We start from the raw sequence: 20,912 nt of genomic DNA, 5'->3' as shown, positions 1-20,912 counted from the left end.
ATTAACGCGGCACGGGCAGCCGCACCGCGCGCGATGAGAACGCGTTAGCCGCGCGACGGATAAACGCCTTGCAGCGCGATGATGAACGTCGTGCCGAGGTACGGATTGCGCAACGGCACCGGCGCATTGCTGCCCGTCTGCGCCACGGTGACGGTCGGCGCGGGCGTCTGCACCGAAACGTTGAACGGCGCAAGAGTGGTATTCGCCGTGGCCGTGCTGTAGATGGTGGCCGCGTGACCGCTCGCCGAGGCCGGGCCGAGGACGGCATTGGCTGCCGGCATCGACTCCGGGTTGGTGGTCGCGGTGGTCGCCGGCACGCTCACCTGAGCGGTCCCGGAGCCACCGGTGGCCGTGGCCACGTGCGTGTGCTGCGGCAGCTGCAGCTGGTTCAGCGTGATGTTCTCGTTGCCGGAAATCTCGCCCCAGTCGATTGTCGACAGGCCGGGACCGCTGCCCGTGCCAACCGGCGAGCGGCTGCTGAAATTCGGCAGGCCGAAGCTGGTCTGGCCATTGCCGCCGAAGGTCGTGCCGAGCAGCGCGAACAACGCCGAATTCTGCGAGACGCTCACGATCTGCCCTTGGCAGAGCGCCCATCCGACTGGTGCAAAGTTGAAGCCGACCATACGAATTTCACCGAGAAACGGATCGCTCATGACAATCTCCTGGAAGTACGACGGATGGGACGCCGGGTCGTGAGCACGATGACCGGCGTCATTGCGGGGTCTCGACCGGCTGTTGCGGCGCCGGCTTCAGGGTGTGAATGACGACGCAGAGCGTCGCGCCGCCGCTCGCCTGCGGGCGCGTCGGCGTGGCGAGCAGTTCCCAGACGCGGCCGTCCGGCGCGTCGATGCGATAGGTATCCTGGGGAAGCTGAACGTGTTGCGGCAGTTCGAATAGCGCGCTGTAGCAGACGTAGCCGTCGTCCATCGGCACGCCGGCCGGCGCGCTGCTCAAGCGCGCTTCGACCGCGTAGCCCTGCGGCGACGTCAACACGAAGATGCTGCCGAGCGACTCAGTCAACTCGGCATGAGTAGGAATTGCAGACACCCGCCCCCCGGCAGTGAATTTGTCGCACACCGTTGCTCAAGATAATCGCCGGTCGCTTTTTACCGATTGAGCCAATGCGCATTACACGCGCAGGTTTTCAAACGCCGTTGCGATACGTCGAAACGACCCGATGCGTGATTAACGGCATATTTCAAACCGGACTTGAATATTCTTGTTATACGGGCCGCTATATGCGCCCCGCATTTAAAACTTCATTCGGCGATACTGGACTGCAAGCCGGGCAACGGTTCGGCGATCGAACCGAATGGCACGGCTTCTCGCCTGAGCGATTCGTAAATGCCATTTTCTCCGCATTTTACGAAGTCCATCCGGCGGTAAAGCGATTGCACCGGGTTGTTCACCTCGACGTACAGATTGACGGCCAAACCGGCCTGCGCCGCCCGCTCGACCAACGCCTGCATCAGCCGCGTACCGATGCCGGCGCCGCGAAAGGTCGGCAGCAACGCAATGTCGATCACGCTCAATCCGCGCCCGCGCTTCCAGTCGTGATACAGACGGCCCACCGGTATGTCACCGGACATCACGACGTCGAAACGGCCGGCCGGATAGTGGCGCCGATAATAGCTCTCCTGCATATCGAACTGTTGCGCGAGCAACGCGTCGATCTCCGTGACGCTTAACCCTGAGGCGGCGAATTCGTCGAACCGCGTGCTGAAGAAAACAGTCTTCAGAAAATCACGGTCGGCGCTCGTCGACGCTCGCAACGACACGACGGCGGGTTGCTCCGCTGCCGCTGCCGCGCCTGAAACCGGCGTCCCTGTCATGCTGATCGAAGCTCTTACAAGAAATTATGAGATGCGTATGGGACCGGATCGTAGCCGGTTGTTAATGCACCTGCAATCGATTATTAAGGAAAAACTGACGAGGGATTTCCCTGATTGCGGTTGAGGGATGTTAATCGGCGCGAATCGAATTCGCTCCGAATGGAGCGGCGAGTGAAAATTTGATGAATCGATTTTTTGATTAAACGTTTGCGTGAATTGTAATAATTAGAAATTTTGCACGGTCGTGTTTTTTGATGTTGATCAGTTTATTTTTTTTGATTTTATGATAACGGTTTGCAATTGGCGTTCTGGATTTTAGAAACGGCAAGCCCCACATCCATCTCGCGCGGGAACTCGCTCGATGCCGTGGGGCTTAAGTGAAGAGACATCCCGTGCCGGGCAACGCCAACCCAGCCGGTCAGAAATCTACTCCCGAACCGGCCGCAACCCCAGCTCGCCGTCGGCCTGCACGGCATCCTGAACCAGCGTCTCCAGCACCAGCCCTCGCGTCTCAATCCCCAGGACCCACACCGCGACAGCCGCCACGACAAAACACAACGCGCCCAGCGAAAACACCCCGCCCTGCCCAAAGACCGGCAACACGACGCCCACCACGTAAGGCCCGATCAACGACCCGACCCGCCCAATCGCGGAAGCGAAGCCCGACCCGGTCGCCCTTGCCCCGGTACCGTAAAGCTCCGGCGTATAGGTATAAAGCACGGCCCACATCGCAAACAGAAAGAACTGCATCGCCAGGCCGGCACAGATCAGCAGCGTCGGCGTCTGCGCATGCAACGCGGTCTGCCCGTACACATACGCCATCACCGCACTCCCCGCGAGCGACGCGATACAGGTGGGCTTGCGTCCCCACCGCTCGACCAGCCACGCCGCGCAGATAAATCCGGGGATCCCGCCGAGCGAGATCAACACCGTGTACAGCACCGACTTGGTCACGGCAAAACCCGCCTGCTGCATCAACGCACCCAGCCACGACGTGAGTCCATAAAACCCGAGCAACGCAAAGAACCACAACGTCCACACCATGATCGTGCGACGCCGGTAGGCCAGACTCCAGATCTCGCGAAACGCGCCCGTTCCCTTCACAGCGGCCGGCTCGGCCAGCATCGCCGGCGTACTCAGTTGAGTCAGGCCCGCCGCCTTCATCACCTTCGCTTCGACTTCAGCCAGCACCTTATCGGCTTCGGCCAGACGCCCTCGATGCTCGAGCCAACGCGGCGACTCCGGCACCACGCGCCGCACGATCAGCACGAACACCGCGGGAATCGCGAGCAACGCAAACTCCGTGCGCCAACCGAATGCGGGCAACACGAAATACGACACCACGCCCGACGTGATAAACCCGAGCGGCCAGAACCCATCCATCAACGCGATCAGCCTGCCGCGCGACGCAGCCGGCACGAACTCCGACAGCAAAGTCTGCGCAATCGGAAACTCCATGCCCATGCCAATACCCAGCAGCACGCGATAGAAAATCAACGCCTCGACGCTCTGCGCCGTCGAACACAAATACGACGCCAGGCCCCACAACACCATGCTCCACTGAAACACCGGCCGGCGTCCGAAACGATCCGCCAGCAACCCCGCCACCGCCGCGCCGATCACCATGCCGAAGAAACTCGCGCTCGCCACCAACCCGGCCGTCGCGGTCGACAGATGGAACTCCGCCTTGATCGAGCCGAGCACGAACGTCATCGTGCCGAGATCGACCGAATCGAAAAAGAACGCGACGGCGATGATAAGGAAAATCGTCCGGTGATAACCGGAGAACGGCAATCGTTCGAGTCGAGCGGCGGCGCTCGCGCGCGGCTGGAAAGCGGTGGACATGTCATCCCCTCGTTGATGCGGCGGCTGCCGCGTGAGTACTCCGATCAGGTTTTCAGTAGACGTGGACATAAATCGGCCACATAGAAGAAAACCGTCATCGGAATGGAACGGGGGCGTCGTTCGGGGCTGCGCTCGCGCGTTAAGGACGCAGACGCGCACGCGCGGCGCCGGCAATGCGCGAGAGTGTGTCCGCGCTCAGGCGCGCGGCGATTCTTTCGACGTATTGATGATGACGCGCCTCCAGCGGCGCGCCGAGTTGCTGCGCGAGCAGATAGCGGATCAGCGCGATGCGCCGATGCCGCAGCACGATGCTCTGGTCGAGCAGCGCGAGCGCGGCATGGGCATCGCCCTCAAGGCAGGCGCGCTCGGTGAGGCGCGCGGTGGCTAGACGCGTCGACGCCATCTCGCGCGTTACGACATCAGCGGCTCGGCCGCGTCGAGCATCATCTTGACGAAGTAATCGGCAAAACTGCGGCGCACCACGATATCGAAGCTGTTCGCGCCGGTGGGCACGAGCGTCATCGATGCCTTGAAATAGTGGCTCTGCGCACACTGCCCTTCGCCGAACAGCTTGGGATGCAGATCGAGCGGACAGCCGCGCGTCAGCACCTCACGCGTGCGCGTGCCGCTAATTTCAAGCACCGTATAGCCGCTGCCGATATCCACCACCGCGGCAAACACGCCCGCGAACGCGGCGCCGAGTTTCGCCAGCAACGGCGCGCTGCGGGTCGCATCGTGCGCGGTGGCCGAGCGCACCAGCCATTCGTCCGGGCCGAGCCACAGCAGCTCATAACCATTGCCGCGCGCAATCGTATTGGCCTTTTCCGGCGGACGGCAGCCGAGCACGCTTTCCATCGCCTGCATGAAGGCCGCGTCGCGCGTATCGCCCCGCACGTTCACCAGTTCAAGGAACGGCCGCTCGCTCAATCTGAACGCCGCGCCGGCCGTCGACAGATGCTTCTTCAGCAAGGCATCCGTGCCGACCAGCGGCGACTCCTGCCATACGCCGGTTTGCTTACCGACCGTGCGATCCACGACCGAGCCCGTGCCTCGAGTTTCATTCCACATGTTGACGTGCCCCTTCGCTGTCGTAGAACACCGAACTGGTGATCTTCGCTGCCATCTGTTTGCCGCTCGCAAGCGGAATCGTGACCGTTTCGCCGATCTTGTCGAGACCGCCCTTGACGACCGCCATCGCAATCGAACGCTTCAGGATCGGGCTGTAATAGCTCGACGTGACGTGACCGAGCATCGCGGCCGTCGTGCCCTGGAATGGCCCGGCGACGATCTGCGAACCTTCGGGTATCACGAACGACGAATCCTCCAGCAGCAGCCCGACCAGTTGCTTGCGCCCCGCCTTCGCGGTGTCCGAGCGCGTCAGCGAGCGCTTGCCGAGAAAGTCTTTCGACTTCGCGACCAGCCCACCCATGCCGACGTCATACGGCGTCATCGAACCGTCCGTATCCTGACCGACGATGATGTAGCCCTTCTCCGCGCGCAATACGTGCATGGTTTCGGTACCGTACGGCGTGATGTCGTACTCGGCGCCCGCCGCCATCAACGCTTCCCACACCGCGCGTCCGACGTTCGCCGGCACATTCACTTCATAGGCGAGTTCGCCCGAGAAGCTGATGCGCATGACCCGCGACGCCGCGCCGGCCACCGTGCCTTCGCGATAGCTCATGAACGGGAACGCCGCGTTCGCGAAATCGATGTCCTCGCACACTTTCTGCAGCACCTTGCGGCTATTCGGACCGACCACGGCGAACGTGGCCCAGTGATCCGTGACCGACGCGAGCCGCACGCGCATGTCCGGCCATTCGGTCTGCAGCCAGCGTTCGAGCCACGTCAACACGCGCGCCGCGCCACCGGTCGTGGTCGTCATCATGTAGTGCTGGTCGGCGAGGCGCACCGTCACGCCGTCGTCGAAAATCATGCCGTTTTCGTCGAGCATCAGGCCGTAGCGGCACTTGCCGACTTCCAGCTTGCTCCACGGATTGGTGTAGACCCAGTTCAGCAGCTTCGCCGAATCGGGGCCCTGAATGTCGATCTTGCCGAGCGTCGACGCGTCCAGCATGCCGACGCTCGTGCGCACTGCGAGCGATTCGCGTGCCACCGCGGCGTGCATGTCCTCGCCCGCCTTCGGGAAATACCACGGACGCTTCCAGTTGCCGACGTCCTCGAAGGCCGCGCCGTTTTCCACATGCCATTCGTGCACCGCGGTCTTGCGCACCGGATCGAGAAACTCGCCCAGTTCACGGCCGGCAAACGTGCCGAACGTGACCGGCGTGTAGTTCGGACGGAACGTGGTCGTGCCGGTCTCGGGAATCGTCTTGCCGAGCGCCTGCGCGAGAATCGCCATGCCGTTGATGTTGCCGAGCTTGCCCTGGTCGGTGCCGAAACCCATCGCCGTATAGCGCTTCACGTGTTCGACCGATTCGAAGCCTTCGCGCGCGGCCAGGAAAATATCCGCGGCCGACACGTCGTTCTGGAAATCGATGAACTGCTTCGGCCCGCGCGTTGCCAGTTCACGACCGCCGACCAGCCACAGCGGTTGCATCTTCGCTTCGGTGATTTCGGCCACTTGCACCGGATTCGGCCGCGTCACGATGAAGCCGGCCGCGCGCGCCGCCTCGATGCCCGCATCCATCGCAAAGCGGATGCCCTGACCCAGCGTGAAATCGCCCGCGCAGGCGCCGACGCTGGTCTCCGGCTGCATCGCCTTGCCGGGCACGAAGCACGCCTTGTCGTCGTGCCAATGCGCCTTGCCGCCCGATTGCGCGAACAGGTGCAGCACGGGGCTCCAGCCGCCCGACATGGCCAGCAGATCGCACGGCAAGTCACTCTGTTTAGCGCCGGGCTGGCCTTTCGCGTATGACACCAGTTCGACCGACGCCACCCGCAGTTTGCCGTGCGCCGCCGTGATCGCGACGCCGTTCAATACCTTCACGCCGTAGCGCCGGGCTAGCGCCGGCAACGTGCCCTTCGATTCGCTCGCACGCGGATCGACCACCGTCACCTGCGCGCCGGCCGCTTTCAGGTCGAGCGCGCATTGATAGCCGTCGTCGTTGTTCGTGAACACCACCGCGTTGCGGCCCGGCAGCACCGCGTAACGATGCAGATAGGTCGACACCGCCGACGCCAGCATCACACCCGGCAGATCGTTATTGCCGAACACGATCGGCCGTTCGTGCGCGCCGGTCGCGAGAATCACGCGCTTTGCGCGGATCTTCCACATCAGTTCGCGCGTACCCTTGCGTTGCGTCACCGGCAAATGCTCGGTGAGCCGCTGCGTCACCGTGATGAGGTTGTGGTCCTGATAGCCGAAGGCGGTGCTACGGCACAGGATCTTCACGTCGGGCATCTGGCGCAGTTCGTCTTCAATCTTATGCACCCACTGCAGCGCGGGCTTGCCGTCGATCTCCGCACGGCACGACAGCAGCGAGCCGCCGAGTTCCGGCTGGTCGTCGATCAGCGTCACGCGCGCACCGGACAACGCCGCCGCATGCGCCGCCGCGAGCCCGGTCGGGCCGCCGCCCACTACCACCACGTCGCAATGCGCAAAACACTTGTCGTAGCGGTCCGCGTCGTTGTGTTCGGGCGCCTTGCCGAGACCGGCGGCGTCGCGAATCACTTCTTCGTACTTCGGCCAGAACTTGCGCGGCCACATAAACGTCTTGTAGTAGAAGCCCGCCGGAATGAAACGCGCGAACTTCTGATTGACCGCCATGCGATCTTTCTCGATGCTCGGCTTCGCGTTGACGCTGCTGGCGACGAGTCCCTGATACAACTCGACTTCGGTGGCGCGTGCGTTCGGCACCGTGTAGGCGCCGGTTTCCAGTTGCACGACCGCGTTCGGCTCTTCCACACCCGCCGTCACGATGCCGCGCGGCCGATGGTATTTCCAGCTACGCGCAACGAAATGCACGCCGTTCGCGAGCAGCGCCGAGGCCAGCGTGTCGCCCTGATAGCCCTGATACTGGCGGCCGTTGAACGTGAACGTCAGCGGCATGGCGCGATTGATGCGCCCGCCGTTGGGGAGTCGGTCTGTCTGGCTCATTGCGTCTTACCCCCTTGTACCTGACCTTGCACCTGGCCTTCGTTGCCGTCCAGTGCGAGCAGCGGACGCTCGAACGTGTCGTAGCCCTGGATCTCGTAGCTCACCGTGTCGCGTTGCGCCATGAACCAGCGGCGACATCCTTGCGCGTGCATCCATTGCTCGCGATGCACGCCGCGCGGGTTCTTACGCATGAACAGGTAGTCGCCCCATTCCTTGTCGGTGAGTTTTTCGGTGTCGAGCGGACGCGCAATATCCGCCTCGCCGCCGCAGGAAAATTCGGTTTCGGCGCGCGGCCCGCACCATGGGCATTCGATCAGTAGCATCTGATTCTCTCCAATGTCGGTTAGTGGGCGACGGCGGCGGCGCCGTGTTCGTCGATCAGATGGCCGGTGTAGAAACGGTCCAGCGAAAACGGCGCATTCAACGGATGCGGCTCGTCGCGCGCGATGGTGTGCGCATACGCCCAGCCCGAACCCGGCGTCGCCTTGAAGCCACCGGTGCCCCAGCCGCAATTGAAGTACAGGCCCTTCACGTCGGTCTTGCTGATGATCGGGCACGCGTCCGGCGACACATCCACGATGCCGCCCCACTGGCGATTCATCCGCACCCGCGAGAACACCGGGAACATTTCGACGATCGCTTCAAGCGTGCCTTCGATAATCTGGAAGCTGCCGCGCTGGCCGAACCCGGTGTATTGATCGACGCCGGCGCCGATCACGAGATCGCCCTTGTCGGACTGACTGATATACGCATGCACCGCGTTCGACATCACCACGGTGTTGACCACCGGCTTGATCGGTTCGGACACCAACGCCTGCAACGGATGGCTTTCCAGCGGCAGGCGTATGCCGGCCATATCCGCGAGCGTCGACGTATTGCCCGCCGCCACCACGGCGACCTTCTTCGCCTTGATGAACCCCTTGGTCGTATCCACGCCGATCACCTGGCTGCCGTCGCGGCGAATGCCCGTCACCTGACAGTTCTGCACGATATCGACACCGGCCTGATCCGCACCGCGCGCGAAACCCCATGCGACCGCATCGTGACGCGCCACGCCGCCGCGACGCTGGATCGACGCGCCGAGCACCGGATAGCGGCTATTCAGATTGATGGTCGGCTCGATTTCCTTGATCTGCGCCGGCGTGAGGAATTCGGCGTCCACGCCGTTCAACCGGTTGGCATTCACACGACGTTCCGTATCGCGCACGTCCTGCAACGTGTGTGCGAGATTCATCACGCCGCGCTGGCTGAACATCACGTTGTAGTTCAGGTCTTGCGAGAGCCCTTCCCACAGTTTCATCGCTTTTTCGTAGAGCGCGGCGGATTCGTCCCACAGGTAGTTGGAACGCACGATCGTCGTATTGCGCGCCGTGTTGCCGCCGCCGATCCAGCCTTTTTCCAGCACGGCGATATTGCGCACGCCGTGTTCTTTCGCAAGGTAATAGGCGGTGGCGAGACCATGGCCGCCGCCGCCGACGATCACCACGTCGTACTCGCGTTTGGGCTCGGGGCTCTTCCACTGGCGCTCCCAGTTCTCGTGATACGACATCCCGTTGCGCAAGAGGCTGAATATCGAATAGCGGCTCATCGTTGATCCTTGTGGGTACTGTCTTTCAATGCATGCTTCAACATTCGATGACGTTCACGGCCAGGCCGCCGCGCGACGTCTCCTTGTATTTGGTCTTCATATCCGCGCCGGTTTCGCGCATGGTCTTGATCACATTGTCGAGCGACACGTAATGCTGGCCGTCGCCTTTCATCGCCATGCGCGCTGCGTTGAGCGCCTTGACCGCCCCCATCGCGTTACGTTCGATGCACGGAATCTGCACGAGGCCGCCGACCGGATCGCAGGTCATGCCCAGGTTGTGTTCCATGCCGATTTCGGCGGCGTTTTCGACTTGCGTGGGCGTGCCGCCCATCACGGCGGCGAGCGCGGCGGCGGCCATCGAACAGGCCACGCCCACCTCGCCCTGGCAGCCCACTTCGGCGCCGGAGATCGAGGCGGTTTCCTTGTAGATGATGCCGATCGCGGCCGCCGTCAGCAGGAAGTCGACGATGCCGGCGTCGTTCGACGCGTGCATGAACTTCACGTAGTAGTGCAGCACTGCGGGGATCACACCGGCCGCGCCGTTGGTCGGCGCCGTGACGACGCGCCCGCCGGCTGCGTTTTCCTCGTTGACAGCCATCGCGTACAGGTTGATCCAGTCGAGCATGGAAAGGGGATCGCGCAACGATTCTTCCGAACGCGAACGCAATTGCGCGCACAGATCGGCGGCGCGGCGCTTCACGTGCATCGGACCGGGCAACTCGCCGCGCACCTTGCAGCCGCGTTCGACGCAGGCCGACATGGTGCGCCAGATCGCCAGCAGGCCTTCGCGTACTTCGTGTTCGGGGCGCGACGCGCATTCGTTGCGCAGCGTGATCTGGGCGATCGACAGGCCGGTTTCGCGGCACACGCGCATCAGGTCGTCGCCGGTGCGGAACGGATGCGGGACGTCCGCGCCGGCACGCAGGCCGTTGACGCGATCGCCTTCGCGATTCACCACGAAGCCGCCGCCGATCGAGTAATACTCTTTCTCGACCAGCAGTTGCGCGTTTTCGTCGAAGGCCTGGAAGCGCATGCCGTTCGGATGCACGATGCCTGAGCCTGGTGCGCCCGGCATCAGCTTGCGGAAGAAGCCGAGGTGGTCGCGCTCGTCGAATTTGATCGGATGTTTGCCGAGTAGCGTCAGCTGTTTCGTTTCGCGGATTGTCTTCAGGCGCGGTTCGATCAGGTCGGGGTCGATCAGGTCCGGGAGGTTGCCTTCCAGGCCTAGCAGGACGGCTTTGTCCGTGCCGTGGCCTTTGCCGGTTGCGCCGAGGGAGCCGAATAGTTCGATTTTGACGCTGCGCACAAAAGCCAGCAGGTTGGCGTCTTCGATGTGCGAGGCGAAGCGGCACGCGGCGATCATCGGGCCCACGGTGTGGGAGCTCGATGGGCCTATGCCGATCTTGAACAGATCGAAGACGCTGACGTTCATTTTCGGAGGCCTTTTTTTTGCGCTTGCAGCGGTCGGGGTTTGGGGTTGGTGTATTGCAACTCACGTTGGTTTTGGTCGATAGAATAAAAACGCCATTGGCGTGGGATGGGGTCGTCAGGGGGCACAGCCTGATGCGGCGCTCGGCGGGTTTTTTATGGTTTTTGGCGGGTTTGGGATGGTTGCTCGTGGTGTTTTTTTGGGTGTTGGCCTCGAACCTGTCCGCATTTTTGTGTGCGAGGCGGGTTAAAGATTTCTAGCCACGTGCGAGCGTGAAGCGCTCGCCAAACAGGATAGCAAACTGGTTCATCGCCGCTTTCCAGTCGAATGCCGCTCTCACGGACTTTGCCAGCACGTTACGTAGCGCCAGCCACAGCAGCTTGATGGCGGCCTCGTCGTTGGGGAAGTGGCCTCGGGTCTTGATGATCTTGCGCAGTTGCATGTTCAGACTCTCTATGGCGTTTGTTGTGTACACGACCCGGCGTATCTCCGGAGGAAACACGAAGAACGGTGTGACGTGTTCCCAGGCGCGCTGCCAGGATTGCACGATGGTCGGATACTTCGTTCCCCAGGGTCCTTCAGTGAAGTCCTGCAAGGCCTGCTGTGCAGCCTGTTCGCTCGCGGCTGCATAGATCGGACGCAGCGCCGTGGCGACCGCCTTGCGGTCCTTGTGGCTGGCGTACTCCAGACTGTTTCGGATCAGATGCACGATGCAGGTCTGCACCGCCGTGCGGGGGTACGCCGTCCCGATCGCCTCGGCCAGTCCTTTCAGACCGTCCACCACGGCGATCAGGATGTCCTGGCAACCGCGGGTCTTGAGGTCATTGAACACCTTGAGCCAGAACTTCGCGCCCTCGGTCTGTTCAATCCACAGGCCGAGTACGTCGCGCTGGCCGTCGGCCTGGATACCCAGCGCCAGATAGACGGCCTTGTTGCTCACCACGCCGTCGCCACGGATCTTCACGCGTAGCGCGTCGAAGAACACCACCGGGTACATCGGCTCGAGCGGGCGGTTTTGCCAGGCCAGCGTTTCAGCCATCACTTCGTCAGTGACTGAGCTGATGAAGTCGGGTGAGACCTCGGTGCCATAGCTTTCAGCCAGAAACGCCTGAATCTCGCGCACGCTCATGCCGCGGGCGTACATGGCGATGATGCGCTCATCGAAGCCCGTGAAACGGCGCTCGTGTTTGGGAATCAGGATCGGCGCGAAACTGCCCTCACGATCGCGCGGCAGATCGAGCCTGACGGGGCCGCGCTCGGTGATGATTGTCTTGTCGCTGGCGCCGTTGCGTTCGTTGGCCTGGCCGTCAGGCTTGGGCTGGCCCGGCGGGTAGCCCAGATGCATGTTCATCTCGGCGCCCATTGCGCGCTCGATGATGGCCTTGTTGAACGCCAGCATCAGGTCCTGAACCTGGACAGGCGTCATCGGACCCTTCACCAGTTCATCAAGCAGACCTTCCGGCAGCTCAGGCAGCGGCCCTCGGGCCGCTGCCTGGGAGGCTACGGTACGTTTCTTTTTCATGATCGGCATATCCATGATTTTCATCCTTCATGATATGCCTCGCCCACAAAATCACGGATAGGTCCTTGGCCTCTCCTTGATGTGTTTGTGGTCTATTAGCGTCGCCCCCGGCGGCTGTTGGAACCAGTAGACTTGCCAGCTTCTATTCCCTACTCGAGATACCCTCTATGTTGATGAAAGCCCTGCGTGTCGGTCTCGGCCAGCTAATCGTGCTCGGCGACGCCCTTAGCCGCCCGCGTCCGCAACGCCGTTCGGTACAAGGTCAGGCCGCAGTGAACAAGGAAGCGGCGCGACTGTCGCTGTATCAGTTTCATGCGTGCCCTTTCTGCGTCAAGACGCGACGTGCCCTGCATCGTCTGAATGTACCGATGACTCTGCACGACGTGAGAAACGATTCCGCACAACGGGAGAATTTGCTGGCCGGTGGCGGCAAGATCAAGGTGCCGTGCCTGCATATTCAGGAAGAAGACCAGTCGCGCTGGTTGTACGATTCCAACGCGATCATCGCGTATCTGGAGCAACGCTTCGCCGGGATCGTCTGACCCGGGTGTCAGTGATGCGTGTGCTCGTTGCACGCCATTTCGGTAAGCGCTGACCTACAATAAAAGCATGGTTGCGACCTTATAAGGAGGCTGCCATGACTCAGTCCATGATCTACTTCGTTGTTGGCTTGGCGGTCTTGCTGGTCGCCGCGTTCATGGTCGCGCAACAGTACAGGCGCGATCACCCGGAAGAGCGGATGACTCAATGGCTTGATTCGCACCATATGGGTTGGCTGCACCGTCACAAACATTGATACCGCATCGCACAACGTGATGCAGCCGAAGGCTTCGCATTGATTCACTCCGCTATTGGCGGTACCCTCAAATGGTTGAAGGTCGTCGAATGCTAGTCAACCCGGAGACAACCGTTTCGTGATGCGAGCGAGGGCTTTCTCCTGCATCCTCGCCTTGAGCGCGATCCTCGGCGGATGCGGCAAGGACGGATCGCGAAACGCTACTCTGGATGCGGGTGCATCGGCGAGTCAGGCGCCAGCCCAGCCTGGGCACTCCGCGAGCGACACAGCCGCCGAGGCGCGTAGCGCGCCAGCCGCCGTCACCAAGGCGCAGTTGCCGGGGGAAGCCGCAGAAACATTGCGTCTGATCAGAGCGGGCGGGCCTTTCCCGTTTGGCGAGGATGGTGTCTTGTTCCGTAACACCGCGGCATTACTGCCGCTGCATCCGCGCGGCTATTACCACGCATACACAGTTCGCACGCCTGGCTCGGCGGACCGCGGGCAGCGCCGCATCGTATGTGGTGGACCGCGTAGGCAGATCGGCGACTGCTATTACACCGACGATTACTACGCCAGTTTCAAACGCATTGCGGAATGACTTGAACCAGGTGAGCCGAATGACTGTCGTAATCACCCGGAATTTCGACGCCCAGGCGACCCGTGCCGCGTCGTACCGCAGAGGCTGGCCGACCGTTAACCCGACTAGCACGATACCCGCAGCCCCCCTACATTCTCGAAGTCACGTCGTACGCCGACCAGACTGGAATGGTCTGGCCTCCTCTTAGCTCACCTGGAGTTCGTATGCTTCGTCTCGCAACAATCGCGGTCGCTGTCGTGACCACTGGATTTACGCTGTCCGCTAACGCGCAGGTCGTCGTCACCATCGGTCACTCGGCTCCGCTTACCGGGCCGCAGTCACCGAACGGCAAGGACAACGAGAACGGCGCACGTCTAGCGATCGAAGAGCTGAACAAAACGGGCGTTACGGTTGCGGGTCAGAAAGTCACGTTCAAACTCGATTCGGAAGACGACCAGGCTGATCCAAAAATCGGCGTGCAGGTCGCCCAGAAGCTGGTCGACAGTGGGGTTGTCGCGGTTGTCGGACCCTACAACTCGGGTGTCGCTATTCCTGCGTCGCGCGTCTTCAATGCCGGTGGTGTGCCGATGCTGCCGGTCGCGTCCAACCCTGCCCTGACGAAGCAAGGCTTCAAGAACATTTTCCGTATCGGTGCTAGCGATGAACAGCTCGGCGGCACAATGGGGCAGTTCGCGGCGAAGACGCTGAAAGCCAAAACTGCGGCGGTAATCGATGACCGCACGGCGTATGGTCAAGGCGTCGCCGAACAGTTCATCAAGGTGGCCAAGGCAAACGGCATCCAGATTGTCGATCAGGAGTTCACCAACTCCGCGGCGACCGATTTTCTCGGCATTCTCACCACCATCAAAGCCAGGAATCCAGACGTGATTTTCTTCGGTGGTTACGCGGCACAGGGCGCGCCGATGGCGAAGCAGATGCGCCAGCGAGGCCTCCGGGCGAAGCTGCTTGGCGGCGACGGTATCTGCTCGGCGGACATGGGCAAGGTTGCGGGCGATGCAGCGTCCATCGTGTATTGCGCGCAGGGCGGCATTGCGCTCGACAAGACGTCGGCCGGCCGCGAGTTCTTGCAGAAATACAAGGCCGCCTACAATACCGATACGCAGGTCTACGCCGTCAGTTACTACGACGGCGTGAAGTTGCTGGCCGATGCCATGGTGAAGGCGGGCACGACGACCGACAAGGCGAAACTCATCGCTGAACTGGCAAAGGAAAACTACAAGGGCGTTGCCGGCACCTACTCGTTCGACGAATATGGCGACCTCAAGGGCGCACCGACTACCGTGTATGTGATCAAGAACGGTCTGCCGGTTCCGTACGGCCAGTAAGCGCAGTCGCCCCACTGACCTCACGAAGCAAACATGAAAATTTCCCGCACCATCTCGACCGTCGAAGTCCACACCGGCGGCGAAGCCTTTCGCATCGTCACCAGCGGTCTGCCGCGGCTGCCTGGCGACACGATCGTCAAGCGCCGCGCATGGTTGAAAGAGAACGCTGACGAGATTCGCCGCGCGCTGATGTTCGAACCGCGCGGCCATGCCGACATGTACGGCGGGTATCTGACGGAACCGGTTAGCCCGACTGCCGACTTCGGGATCATCTTCCTTCACAACGAAGGCTACAGCGACCACTGCGGCCACGGTGTCATTGCTCTTTCAACGGCTGCGGTCGAGTTGGGCTGGGTACAGCGTCAGGTACCCGAAACGCGCGTGGGAATCGACGCGCCGTGCGGGTTCATCGAAGCGTTCGTACAGTGGGACGGCGAGCATGCGGGCAACGTACGCTTCGTCAACGTTCCGTCGTTCATCTGGAAAAAAGACGTCACGGTCGACACGCCGTCGTTCGGGAAGGTAACGGGCGATATTGCGTTCGGTGGCGCGTTCTACTTCTACACCGATGGCCAACCGCACGGGCTCGAAGTTCGCGAGTCGTCGGTGGAAGAACTCATCCGCTTTGGTGCCGAGGTCAAGGCGGCCGCCAACGCTGCGTTTCCGGTCGAGCATCCACATATCCCGGAGATCAATCATATCTACGGGACCATCATCGCCAACGCGCCCCGACATGCCGGTTCGACCCAGGCGAATTGCTGCGTTTTCGCGGACCGTGAAGTGGACCGGTCGCCAACCGGTTCCGGTACCGGTGGTCGTGTTGCTCAGCTCTATTTGCGTGGCCAGTTGGGAAAGGATGAGACGCTTGTCAATGAATCCATCATCGGTACTGTGTTCAAAGGCCGCGTGCTGGGCGAGACGACTGTTGGTGATTTCAAGGCTGTCATTCCCGAAGTCGAAGGCAACGCTTTCGTGTGCGGCTTCGCGAACTGGATAGTGGATGAGCGAGACCCGCTCACATACGGGTTCCTTGTTCGGTAGACGACGGTGTGACGTGTTCCCAGGCGCGCTGCCAGGATTGCACGATGGTCGGACACTTCGTCCCCCAAGTTTGGGAATCAGGATCGGCGCGAAGCTGCCCTCACGATCGCGCGGCAGATCGAGTCGTACCGGGCCACGCTCGGTGATGATTGTCTTGCCGCGGGCGCCGTTGCGTTCGTTGGCCCGGTCGTCAGGCTTGGGCTGCCCCGGCGGGTAGCCCAGACGCATGTTCATCTCGGCGCCCGTCGCGCGCTCGATGATGGCCTTGTTGAACGCCAGCATCAGGTCCTGAACCTCCGTAGGCGTCATCGGCCCCTTCACCAGTTCATCAAGCACACCTTCGGGCAGCTCAGGCAGCGGCCCGCGGGCCGCTGCCTGAGCTGCGACCGTACGTTTCTTTTTCATGATCGGCATATCCATGATTTTCATCCTCCAGGATATACCTCGCCCACAAAATCACGGATAGGTCCGCCCAAGGGCAACGCTAATAGTCCAAAAGCAAATCAAGAAAAGGCAGGAATCAAAGCAACTTTAGGAATTATCCGATCTTCACCAACCGACAACTCACGTTAGGTTGTCTCGCGATCCAAACCTTTTTAACTCGGCAATCCACCCAAAAAGGCACCAAAATAAAATGATCAACAGACGACTCTTTCTCCGCGCAATCGCAATCGAGCGCATCGACTGCACCAACGGTGAGCGTAGTCGTGGGCACTATTGCGCCGTGGGACAACGAATGTCGTCATCCATATCTTTCCAATGCTGCAACCCATTCGAATTGTGTCGAACGGGTTGGTGGCGACCACCGCGATGGCAAAGCCAGTTCATCGCTCTATTGGGCAAGCATGCCCACATATGCCGCCTACTCTCTTGCCACCTACAACGAGATTCTCACGCAGAAGGGCTTGTTCGTCTGCCTGAGCGATAAAGGCACAACGGGCTTTCTAGCCATCGACTACACACCAATCCCCGGAAGTCTGACTCCGATTAACGAAGACGCCTACAAGGAAAGCTACTGTCGCTATCTGAGCGTCAAGCAGGGATGGAGCGACATAGTCAGCGGGATGGACTACTGCAAGAACGTCAAATACAAGTAACCCTATGCCGCCCTTACCGACCCACATCAAACTCGCCCTTTCAGCATGGCTGCTAGCCGCGACCCTGGAAACGGGGATAGTCATCGCGCTAACTCAACATCAGCTAATTCCTTTACTCGGCACAGCGCCACTACTCCTACTAGTGTGCATGCACATGCTGCTCGTCCTACAGTGTTCGAGACGTCGAAAGTGGGCATACGGGGCCATGTTTTTGCTCGCACCACTGAGCCTGCTATGGATCCCTTACGGTAGACCTTTCCTCGCCCGCCTCAACACCTCCGCGATCCTGATCGTCATGACCTTCATCGCACTCCGTTTCGGCGCACTAGCGCTCACCCGCATGCAAACATCAACAACATGGATCGAATCCCACACAATCGGCGCAACGTTCTGGCTAACTCGTGAACCCAACATCACATTGGGCCGACGAGAAAAGCTGATGCAATTGCTCGCCGTGATACTGCTCGGCCCCGCGTTGATCGCCTACATGACTGGCTGGAATAGAACACTATCCATCGTCGGCATGGCTGCGGGAATCCTGCTCGTCGTCCTCTCGCTAATTCTGGCGGCTAAGCGAACACCCTAAACCGGACAGACAAAAAACCGGGTGCTATGCTAGCTTCAACCAGGTAACTCGTCACACCCGCACGCATGCACCCACTCCCCCCAGCCGACACCCCGTCCAAACAACGCATCCGTTTCGGCATCATCCTGCTCCCGAATTTCACGCTGACGGCATTCTCCGGCTTCGTCGACTTACTACGCCTGTCGGCCGACGAAGGCGACTTCAGCAAGCCGGTCCGTTGCTCATGGAGCGTGATAGGCGAAACCCTCGCCCCTGTGCGAGCGAGTTGCGGTATCCAGATTACCCCATGGGAAACCTTCGACAACGCCGAGCCCTTCGACTACGTCGTCGTAGTAGGCGGCCTGCTGCATTCCGGCCCCGCAGCCAATGATGCAACCCTGGCCTTCATCCGCCGCGCAGCCGCGACCGACGCAACCTTAGTCGGCATGTGCACCGGTGTGTTCTCACTGATGCGCGCAGGCGTACTGGAAGGTCACCGCATCTGCGTAAGCTGGTTTCACTATTGGGATTTCATCGAACGCTTTCCGTCGGTCAATGAAGAAGCGCTAGTAGCCGATAGGCTCTTTGTGATCGACCGCAGACGCATTACCTGCTCCGGTGGCCGCGCGTCGATCGACGTCGCCGCTGCGATCCTGCTGCGTCACTTCGAAACCGCCACGGTGCAAAAAGCGTTGCGCATCCTGCTGGTCGACGACATGCAGAAAGGCAACGCGCCGCAGCCACATCCCCCCGGTCTCGCGCCCGCGTCACATCCCAAAGTAAAGCGCGCGATCCTGCTGATGGAACAGCACATAGGCCGCTCGTTGTCGCTCGATGAACTGGCCGGCAAGCTCGATCTCTCGCCGCGTCAACTCGAGCGGCTCTTCAAGGCGCAAACCGGCAAGGCGCCGCAGGCCTACGCGAAGCAGGTACGATTGCGCACCGCTGCCTGGCTATTGACAAGCTCGGATAAAACCGTCGCCGATATCGCGTCGAGTTGCGGCTTCTCCGATGCATCGCATCTGGGCCGCGAATTCCGCAAGCAATTCGGTTTACCGCCGATGATGTACCGCGACCAACGCGGCACGGCCGCTGAAGTAGACGACGGCGCCGGTTACGACGAAACTTTCCCGGGCCGCGCTCAGGCGATTTGAAGCACAACGACTTTCGCGCCGCCCACGCAGCGCGAAAGCCACTCAAATCAAACTCACTGCCCCGCTACATAAGCCTTCACCGCCGGCAGCCCGTCCTTCCCATCAAACGTCTTCACCCCCGCGAGCCACTTATCCAGCACCGCCGGGTTCGCCTTCAGCCAATCCTTCGCGGCCTTGTTCGGGTCGGTCTTGTTCATGATCGGCAGCATCACGTGGTTCTCGATATCGGTCGTGAAGTGCAGATTCGACACCAGCTTCGCGACGTTCGGGCAACGCGCCGAGTAGTCGTTCGGCACCACCGTCAGCACGCGCGCTTCGCCATAGTTCGGCCCGAACACGTCGTCGCCGCCGGACAGATAATCGATCTTCATCTGCACGTTCATCGGATGCGGTTCCCAGCCGAGGAACACAATCGGCTTCTTCTCGCGAACCGCACGGTTCACCTCGACCAGCATGCCCGCCTCGCTCGACTCCACCAGTTTGAATTTACCCAGCCCGTACTGGTTGCTGTCGATCATCTTCTTGATCAGTGCATTGCCGTCGTTGCCCGGCTCGATCCCGTAGATCTTGCCGTCGAGCTTGTCGTAGTTCTTCGCGATGTCGCTGAAGTTCTTGATGCCCGCCTGGTACGCGTAATCCGGCACCGCCAGCGTGTATTTCGCGCCGGTCAGGTTCGGCGTGGGCAGCACGGTGAGCTGGCCCGCCTTCCTGAACGGGTCGATCATCGGGTCCATGGTCGGCGACCAGTAGCCGAGGAACACGTCGATCTGCTTGCTCTTCACGCCAGCGAACGTGATCGGCACCGAGGCGATCGTCTTGGTCGGCTTGTAGCCGAGCCCTTCGAGCACCGTCGACGCCAACCCGGTGGTGGCCGCGATATCGGTCCAGCCGACGTCGGCGAATCGCACGTCGCGACAGGTGGCGGGATCCGCAGCGAACACAGACGACACAGACAGCGCGCACAACGACGCAGCCCACAAACGTTTCATGGCATTCCCTCAGAGTAGTTGATGCTCGACTGGTTTTATTAAACGGATTCTGTCAGTGAGACTTTGTTGAAGCCGACGATTTACGCCGACGCCTTACGCCGATAAGCGCCGCTCGACACTCGGCGCATGCCCGAACTGCGCGCGATACGCCTTGCTGAAATGGCACGGCGAATGAAACCCGCACACCGCGGTGACACGTCCAATCGACGCATCCGTATTGCGCAGCAACTCACGCGCGCGACGCAGGCGCAGCGTCAGGTAGTAATGCGTGGGCGACACGCTCAGGAACATCTTGAACATCCGCTGCAAATGACGTTGCGACAGATGCACGAGCCGCGCGAGTTCATCGAGCGAGAGCGGCTCTTCGATGTTCGCTTCCATCAGCCGCACCACTTCGATCAATTCCGCGCGCGAAAAGCCAACCCGCGCGTCGACGGGAATGTGCTGATAGTCGGTCGAGCCACGAATCCGCTCGACGATAAACTGCTCGGACACTTGCGCCGCCACCGCGTGGCCCAGCCGCCTGCTGACGAGGTTCAGCATCAGATCGAGCGGCGCGGTGCCACCGGTGCAAGTCATCCGGTCGCGGTCGATCACGAAAAGTTCGTCCGCGAAACGCACGTGTGGGTAACTCTTGTTCAGCGGCGACATGTCTTCCCAATGCACGGTGGCGCGATAACCGTCGAGCAGTCCTGCCGCCAGCAGCGCATACGGTCCGGTGCAAATGCCGCCGAGCGGAATGCCTTTGGCGGCCACGTCGCGCAGCAACGCGATCACTGTCTCGTCGACGTAATCGCGCACGTGCCAGCCGGCGCACACGAACAGCACATCCGGCAGCCCGGCTTCGGCCAGCGTCGTGGTGGGCTTCACCGTAATGCCGTTGCTGGCGCGCGCCGGCTCACCATCCGGCGTGATCACCGACCAGCGGTAGTGCTCCGCGCGGCCGACGTAATTGGCCATGCGCAGCACCTCGACCGCGCTGGTGAACGCGATCATCGAAAAGTTCGGCAGCGTCAGAAAGCCGACGTGCGCGAGCCCGGACAACGGCGAATCGGCGGGGGCGTCAACCGGTGTGATCGCGTCGCGCTTCAT

Annotated in this window: 21 protein-coding genes and 1 pseudogene; 8 read left to right on the top strand and 14 right to left on the bottom strand. The window is 61.3% G+C overall.

Annotation, left to right across the window (positions count from 1 at the left end; translation table 11 throughout):
* Nucleotides 1-44: 44 nt before the first annotated feature.
* From GGD40_RS35635 to GGD40_RS35585, 11 genes are all read right to left on the bottom strand, one after another.
* The gene (locus tag GGD40_RS35635; protein WP_179746876.1) at nucleotides 45-653 is read right to left on the bottom strand and encodes a phage tail protein; all 609 of its coding nucleotides are present in this window, start codon (nucleotides 651-653) and stop codon (nucleotides 45-47) included.
* A gap of 58 nt (nucleotides 654-711) precedes the next feature.
* Entirely contained in the window at nucleotides 712-1,047 is a 336-nt protein-coding gene (locus GGD40_RS35630) for a DUF6916 family protein (RefSeq protein ID WP_179746875.1), read from the bottom strand.
* A gap of 212 nt (nucleotides 1,048-1,259) precedes the next feature.
* Nucleotides 1,260-1,832 carry a GNAT family N-acetyltransferase gene (locus tag GGD40_RS35625; RefSeq protein WP_179746874.1) on the bottom strand — a complete coding sequence of 191 codons (573 nt, stop codon included), beginning with the start codon at nucleotides 1,830-1,832 and terminating at the stop codon, nucleotides 1,260-1,262.
* A 426-nt stretch (nucleotides 1,833-2,258) separates the two neighbouring features.
* Nucleotides 2,259-3,677: an MFS transporter gene (locus GGD40_RS35620; RefSeq protein ID WP_179713627.1), complete on the bottom strand. Its 1,419-nt coding sequence runs from the start codon at nucleotides 3,675-3,677 to the stop codon at nucleotides 2,259-2,261.
* Nucleotides 3,678-3,816: 139 nt separating this feature from the next.
* Nucleotides 3,817-4,080, bottom strand: a complete 264-nt coding sequence (locus tag GGD40_RS35615) for a hypothetical protein (protein WP_179746873.1) — start codon at nucleotides 4,078-4,080, stop codon at nucleotides 3,817-3,819.
* Nucleotides 4,081-4,088: 8 nt separating this feature from the next.
* Nucleotides 4,089-4,745 (bottom strand): sarcosine oxidase subunit gamma, encoded by a 657-nt coding sequence (locus tag GGD40_RS35610; protein ID WP_179746872.1) that lies wholly within the window; start codon nucleotides 4,743-4,745, stop codon nucleotides 4,089-4,091.
* Complete coding sequence (locus GGD40_RS35605) at nucleotides 4,735-7,737, bottom strand: sarcosine oxidase subunit alpha family protein (RefSeq protein WP_179746871.1); 3,003 nt, start codon at nucleotides 7,735-7,737, stop codon at nucleotides 4,735-4,737. The genes GGD40_RS35610 and GGD40_RS35605 overlap by 11 nt, the downstream gene beginning before the upstream one ends.
* Nucleotides 7,734-8,060, bottom strand: a complete 327-nt coding sequence (locus GGD40_RS35600; RefSeq protein ID WP_179746870.1) for a sarcosine oxidase subunit delta — start codon at nucleotides 8,058-8,060, stop codon at nucleotides 7,734-7,736. Before GGD40_RS35600 ends, GGD40_RS35605 begins: the two co-directional genes overlap by 4 nt.
* Before the next feature lie 20 nt (nucleotides 8,061-8,080).
* Nucleotides 8,081-9,325, bottom strand: a complete 1,245-nt coding sequence (locus GGD40_RS35595) for a sarcosine oxidase subunit beta family protein (protein ID WP_179713636.1) — start codon at nucleotides 9,323-9,325, stop codon at nucleotides 8,081-8,083.
* Nucleotides 9,326-9,362: 37 nt separating this feature from the next.
* Nucleotides 9,363-10,757: an L-serine ammonia-lyase gene (locus tag GGD40_RS35590; RefSeq protein WP_179746869.1), complete on the bottom strand. Its 1,395-nt coding sequence runs from the start codon at nucleotides 10,755-10,757 to the stop codon at nucleotides 9,363-9,365.
* A gap of 253 nt (nucleotides 10,758-11,010) precedes the next feature.
* Nucleotides 11,011-12,285, bottom strand: coding sequence for an IS256 family transposase (locus GGD40_RS35585; protein WP_373565320.1), 1,275 nt, complete (start codon nucleotides 12,283-12,285; stop codon nucleotides 11,011-11,013).
* A 158-nt stretch (nucleotides 12,286-12,443) separates the two neighbouring features.
* Here GGD40_RS35585 and GGD40_RS35580 point away from each other — a divergent pair, with 158 nt between their 5' ends.
* The 5 genes from GGD40_RS35580 to lhpH all read left to right on the top strand — a co-directional run bounded on the left by GGD40_RS35580 (nucleotide 12,444) and on the right by lhpH (nucleotide 16,015).
* Complete coding sequence (locus GGD40_RS35580; RefSeq protein WP_179713640.1) at nucleotides 12,444-12,818, top strand: glutathione S-transferase N-terminal domain-containing protein; 375 nt, start codon at nucleotides 12,444-12,446, stop codon at nucleotides 12,816-12,818.
* Nucleotides 12,819-12,913: 95 nt separating this feature from the next.
* Nucleotides 12,914-13,072 (top strand): hypothetical protein, encoded by a 159-nt coding sequence (locus GGD40_RS35575; protein ID WP_179713642.1) that lies wholly within the window; start codon nucleotides 12,914-12,916, stop codon nucleotides 13,070-13,072.
* Nucleotides 13,073-13,190: 118 nt separating this feature from the next.
* Nucleotides 13,191-13,649 carry a ribonuclease gene (locus GGD40_RS35570; protein ID WP_179746868.1) on the top strand — a complete coding sequence of 153 codons (459 nt, stop codon included), beginning with the start codon at nucleotides 13,191-13,193 and terminating at the stop codon, nucleotides 13,647-13,649.
* 203 nt (nucleotides 13,650-13,852) lie between these two features.
* Entirely contained in the window at nucleotides 13,853-14,974 is a 1,122-nt protein-coding gene (locus GGD40_RS35565) for a branched-chain amino acid ABC transporter substrate-binding protein (protein ID WP_179747159.1), read from the top strand.
* A gap of 33 nt (nucleotides 14,975-15,007) precedes the next feature.
* Nucleotides 15,008-16,015, top strand: a complete 1,008-nt coding sequence (gene lhpH, locus GGD40_RS35560) for a trans-3-hydroxy-L-proline dehydratase (protein WP_179746867.1) — start codon at nucleotides 15,008-15,010, stop codon at nucleotides 16,013-16,015.
* 69 nt (nucleotides 16,016-16,084) lie between these two features.
* Here lhpH and GGD40_RS35555 read toward each other — a convergent pair.
* A pseudogene (locus tag GGD40_RS35555) lies at nucleotides 16,085-16,420 on the bottom strand (transposase); the annotation flags it as partial.
* A gap of 302 nt (nucleotides 16,421-16,722) precedes the next feature.
* Between GGD40_RS35555 and GGD40_RS35550 the strand changes: the two are divergent.
* The 3 genes from GGD40_RS35550 to GGD40_RS35540 all read left to right on the top strand — a co-directional run bounded on the left by GGD40_RS35550 (nucleotide 16,723) and on the right by GGD40_RS35540 (nucleotide 18,831).
* Entirely contained in the window at nucleotides 16,723-17,112 is a 390-nt protein-coding gene (locus GGD40_RS35550; RefSeq protein WP_179746866.1) for a hypothetical protein, read from the top strand.
* A gap of 205 nt (nucleotides 17,113-17,317) precedes the next feature.
* Nucleotides 17,318-17,698, top strand: a complete 381-nt coding sequence (locus tag GGD40_RS35545; protein WP_179746865.1) for a hypothetical protein — start codon at nucleotides 17,318-17,320, stop codon at nucleotides 17,696-17,698.
* A 65-nt stretch (nucleotides 17,699-17,763) separates the two neighbouring features.
* A complete protein-coding gene (locus GGD40_RS35540; RefSeq protein ID WP_179713654.1) occupies nucleotides 17,764-18,831 on the top strand; it encodes a GlxA family transcriptional regulator in 1,068 nt (355 codons plus the stop codon).
* Nucleotides 18,832-18,884: 53 nt separating this feature from the next.
* Here GGD40_RS35540 and GGD40_RS35535 read toward each other — a convergent pair whose 3' ends face one another.
* Together GGD40_RS35535 and GGD40_RS35530 are read right to left on the bottom strand one after the other, a co-directional pair.
* Nucleotides 18,885-19,820, bottom strand: coding sequence for a choline ABC transporter substrate-binding protein (locus GGD40_RS35535; RefSeq protein ID WP_035556988.1), 936 nt, complete (start codon nucleotides 19,818-19,820; stop codon nucleotides 18,885-18,887).
* Nucleotides 19,821-19,913: 93 nt separating this feature from the next.
* Nucleotides 19,914-20,912: a GlxA family transcriptional regulator gene (locus tag GGD40_RS35530; protein WP_179713658.1), complete on the bottom strand. Its 999-nt coding sequence runs from the start codon at nucleotides 20,910-20,912 to the stop codon at nucleotides 19,914-19,916.

Source organism: Paraburkholderia bryophila, assembly GCF_013409255.1.
In the GTDB taxonomy this organism is placed as follows: Bacteria; Pseudomonadota; Gammaproteobacteria; order Burkholderiales; family Burkholderiaceae; genus Paraburkholderia.
Note: the sequence above shows the minus strand (reverse complement) of the source record. Positions and strands in the feature narration are given on the sequence as shown.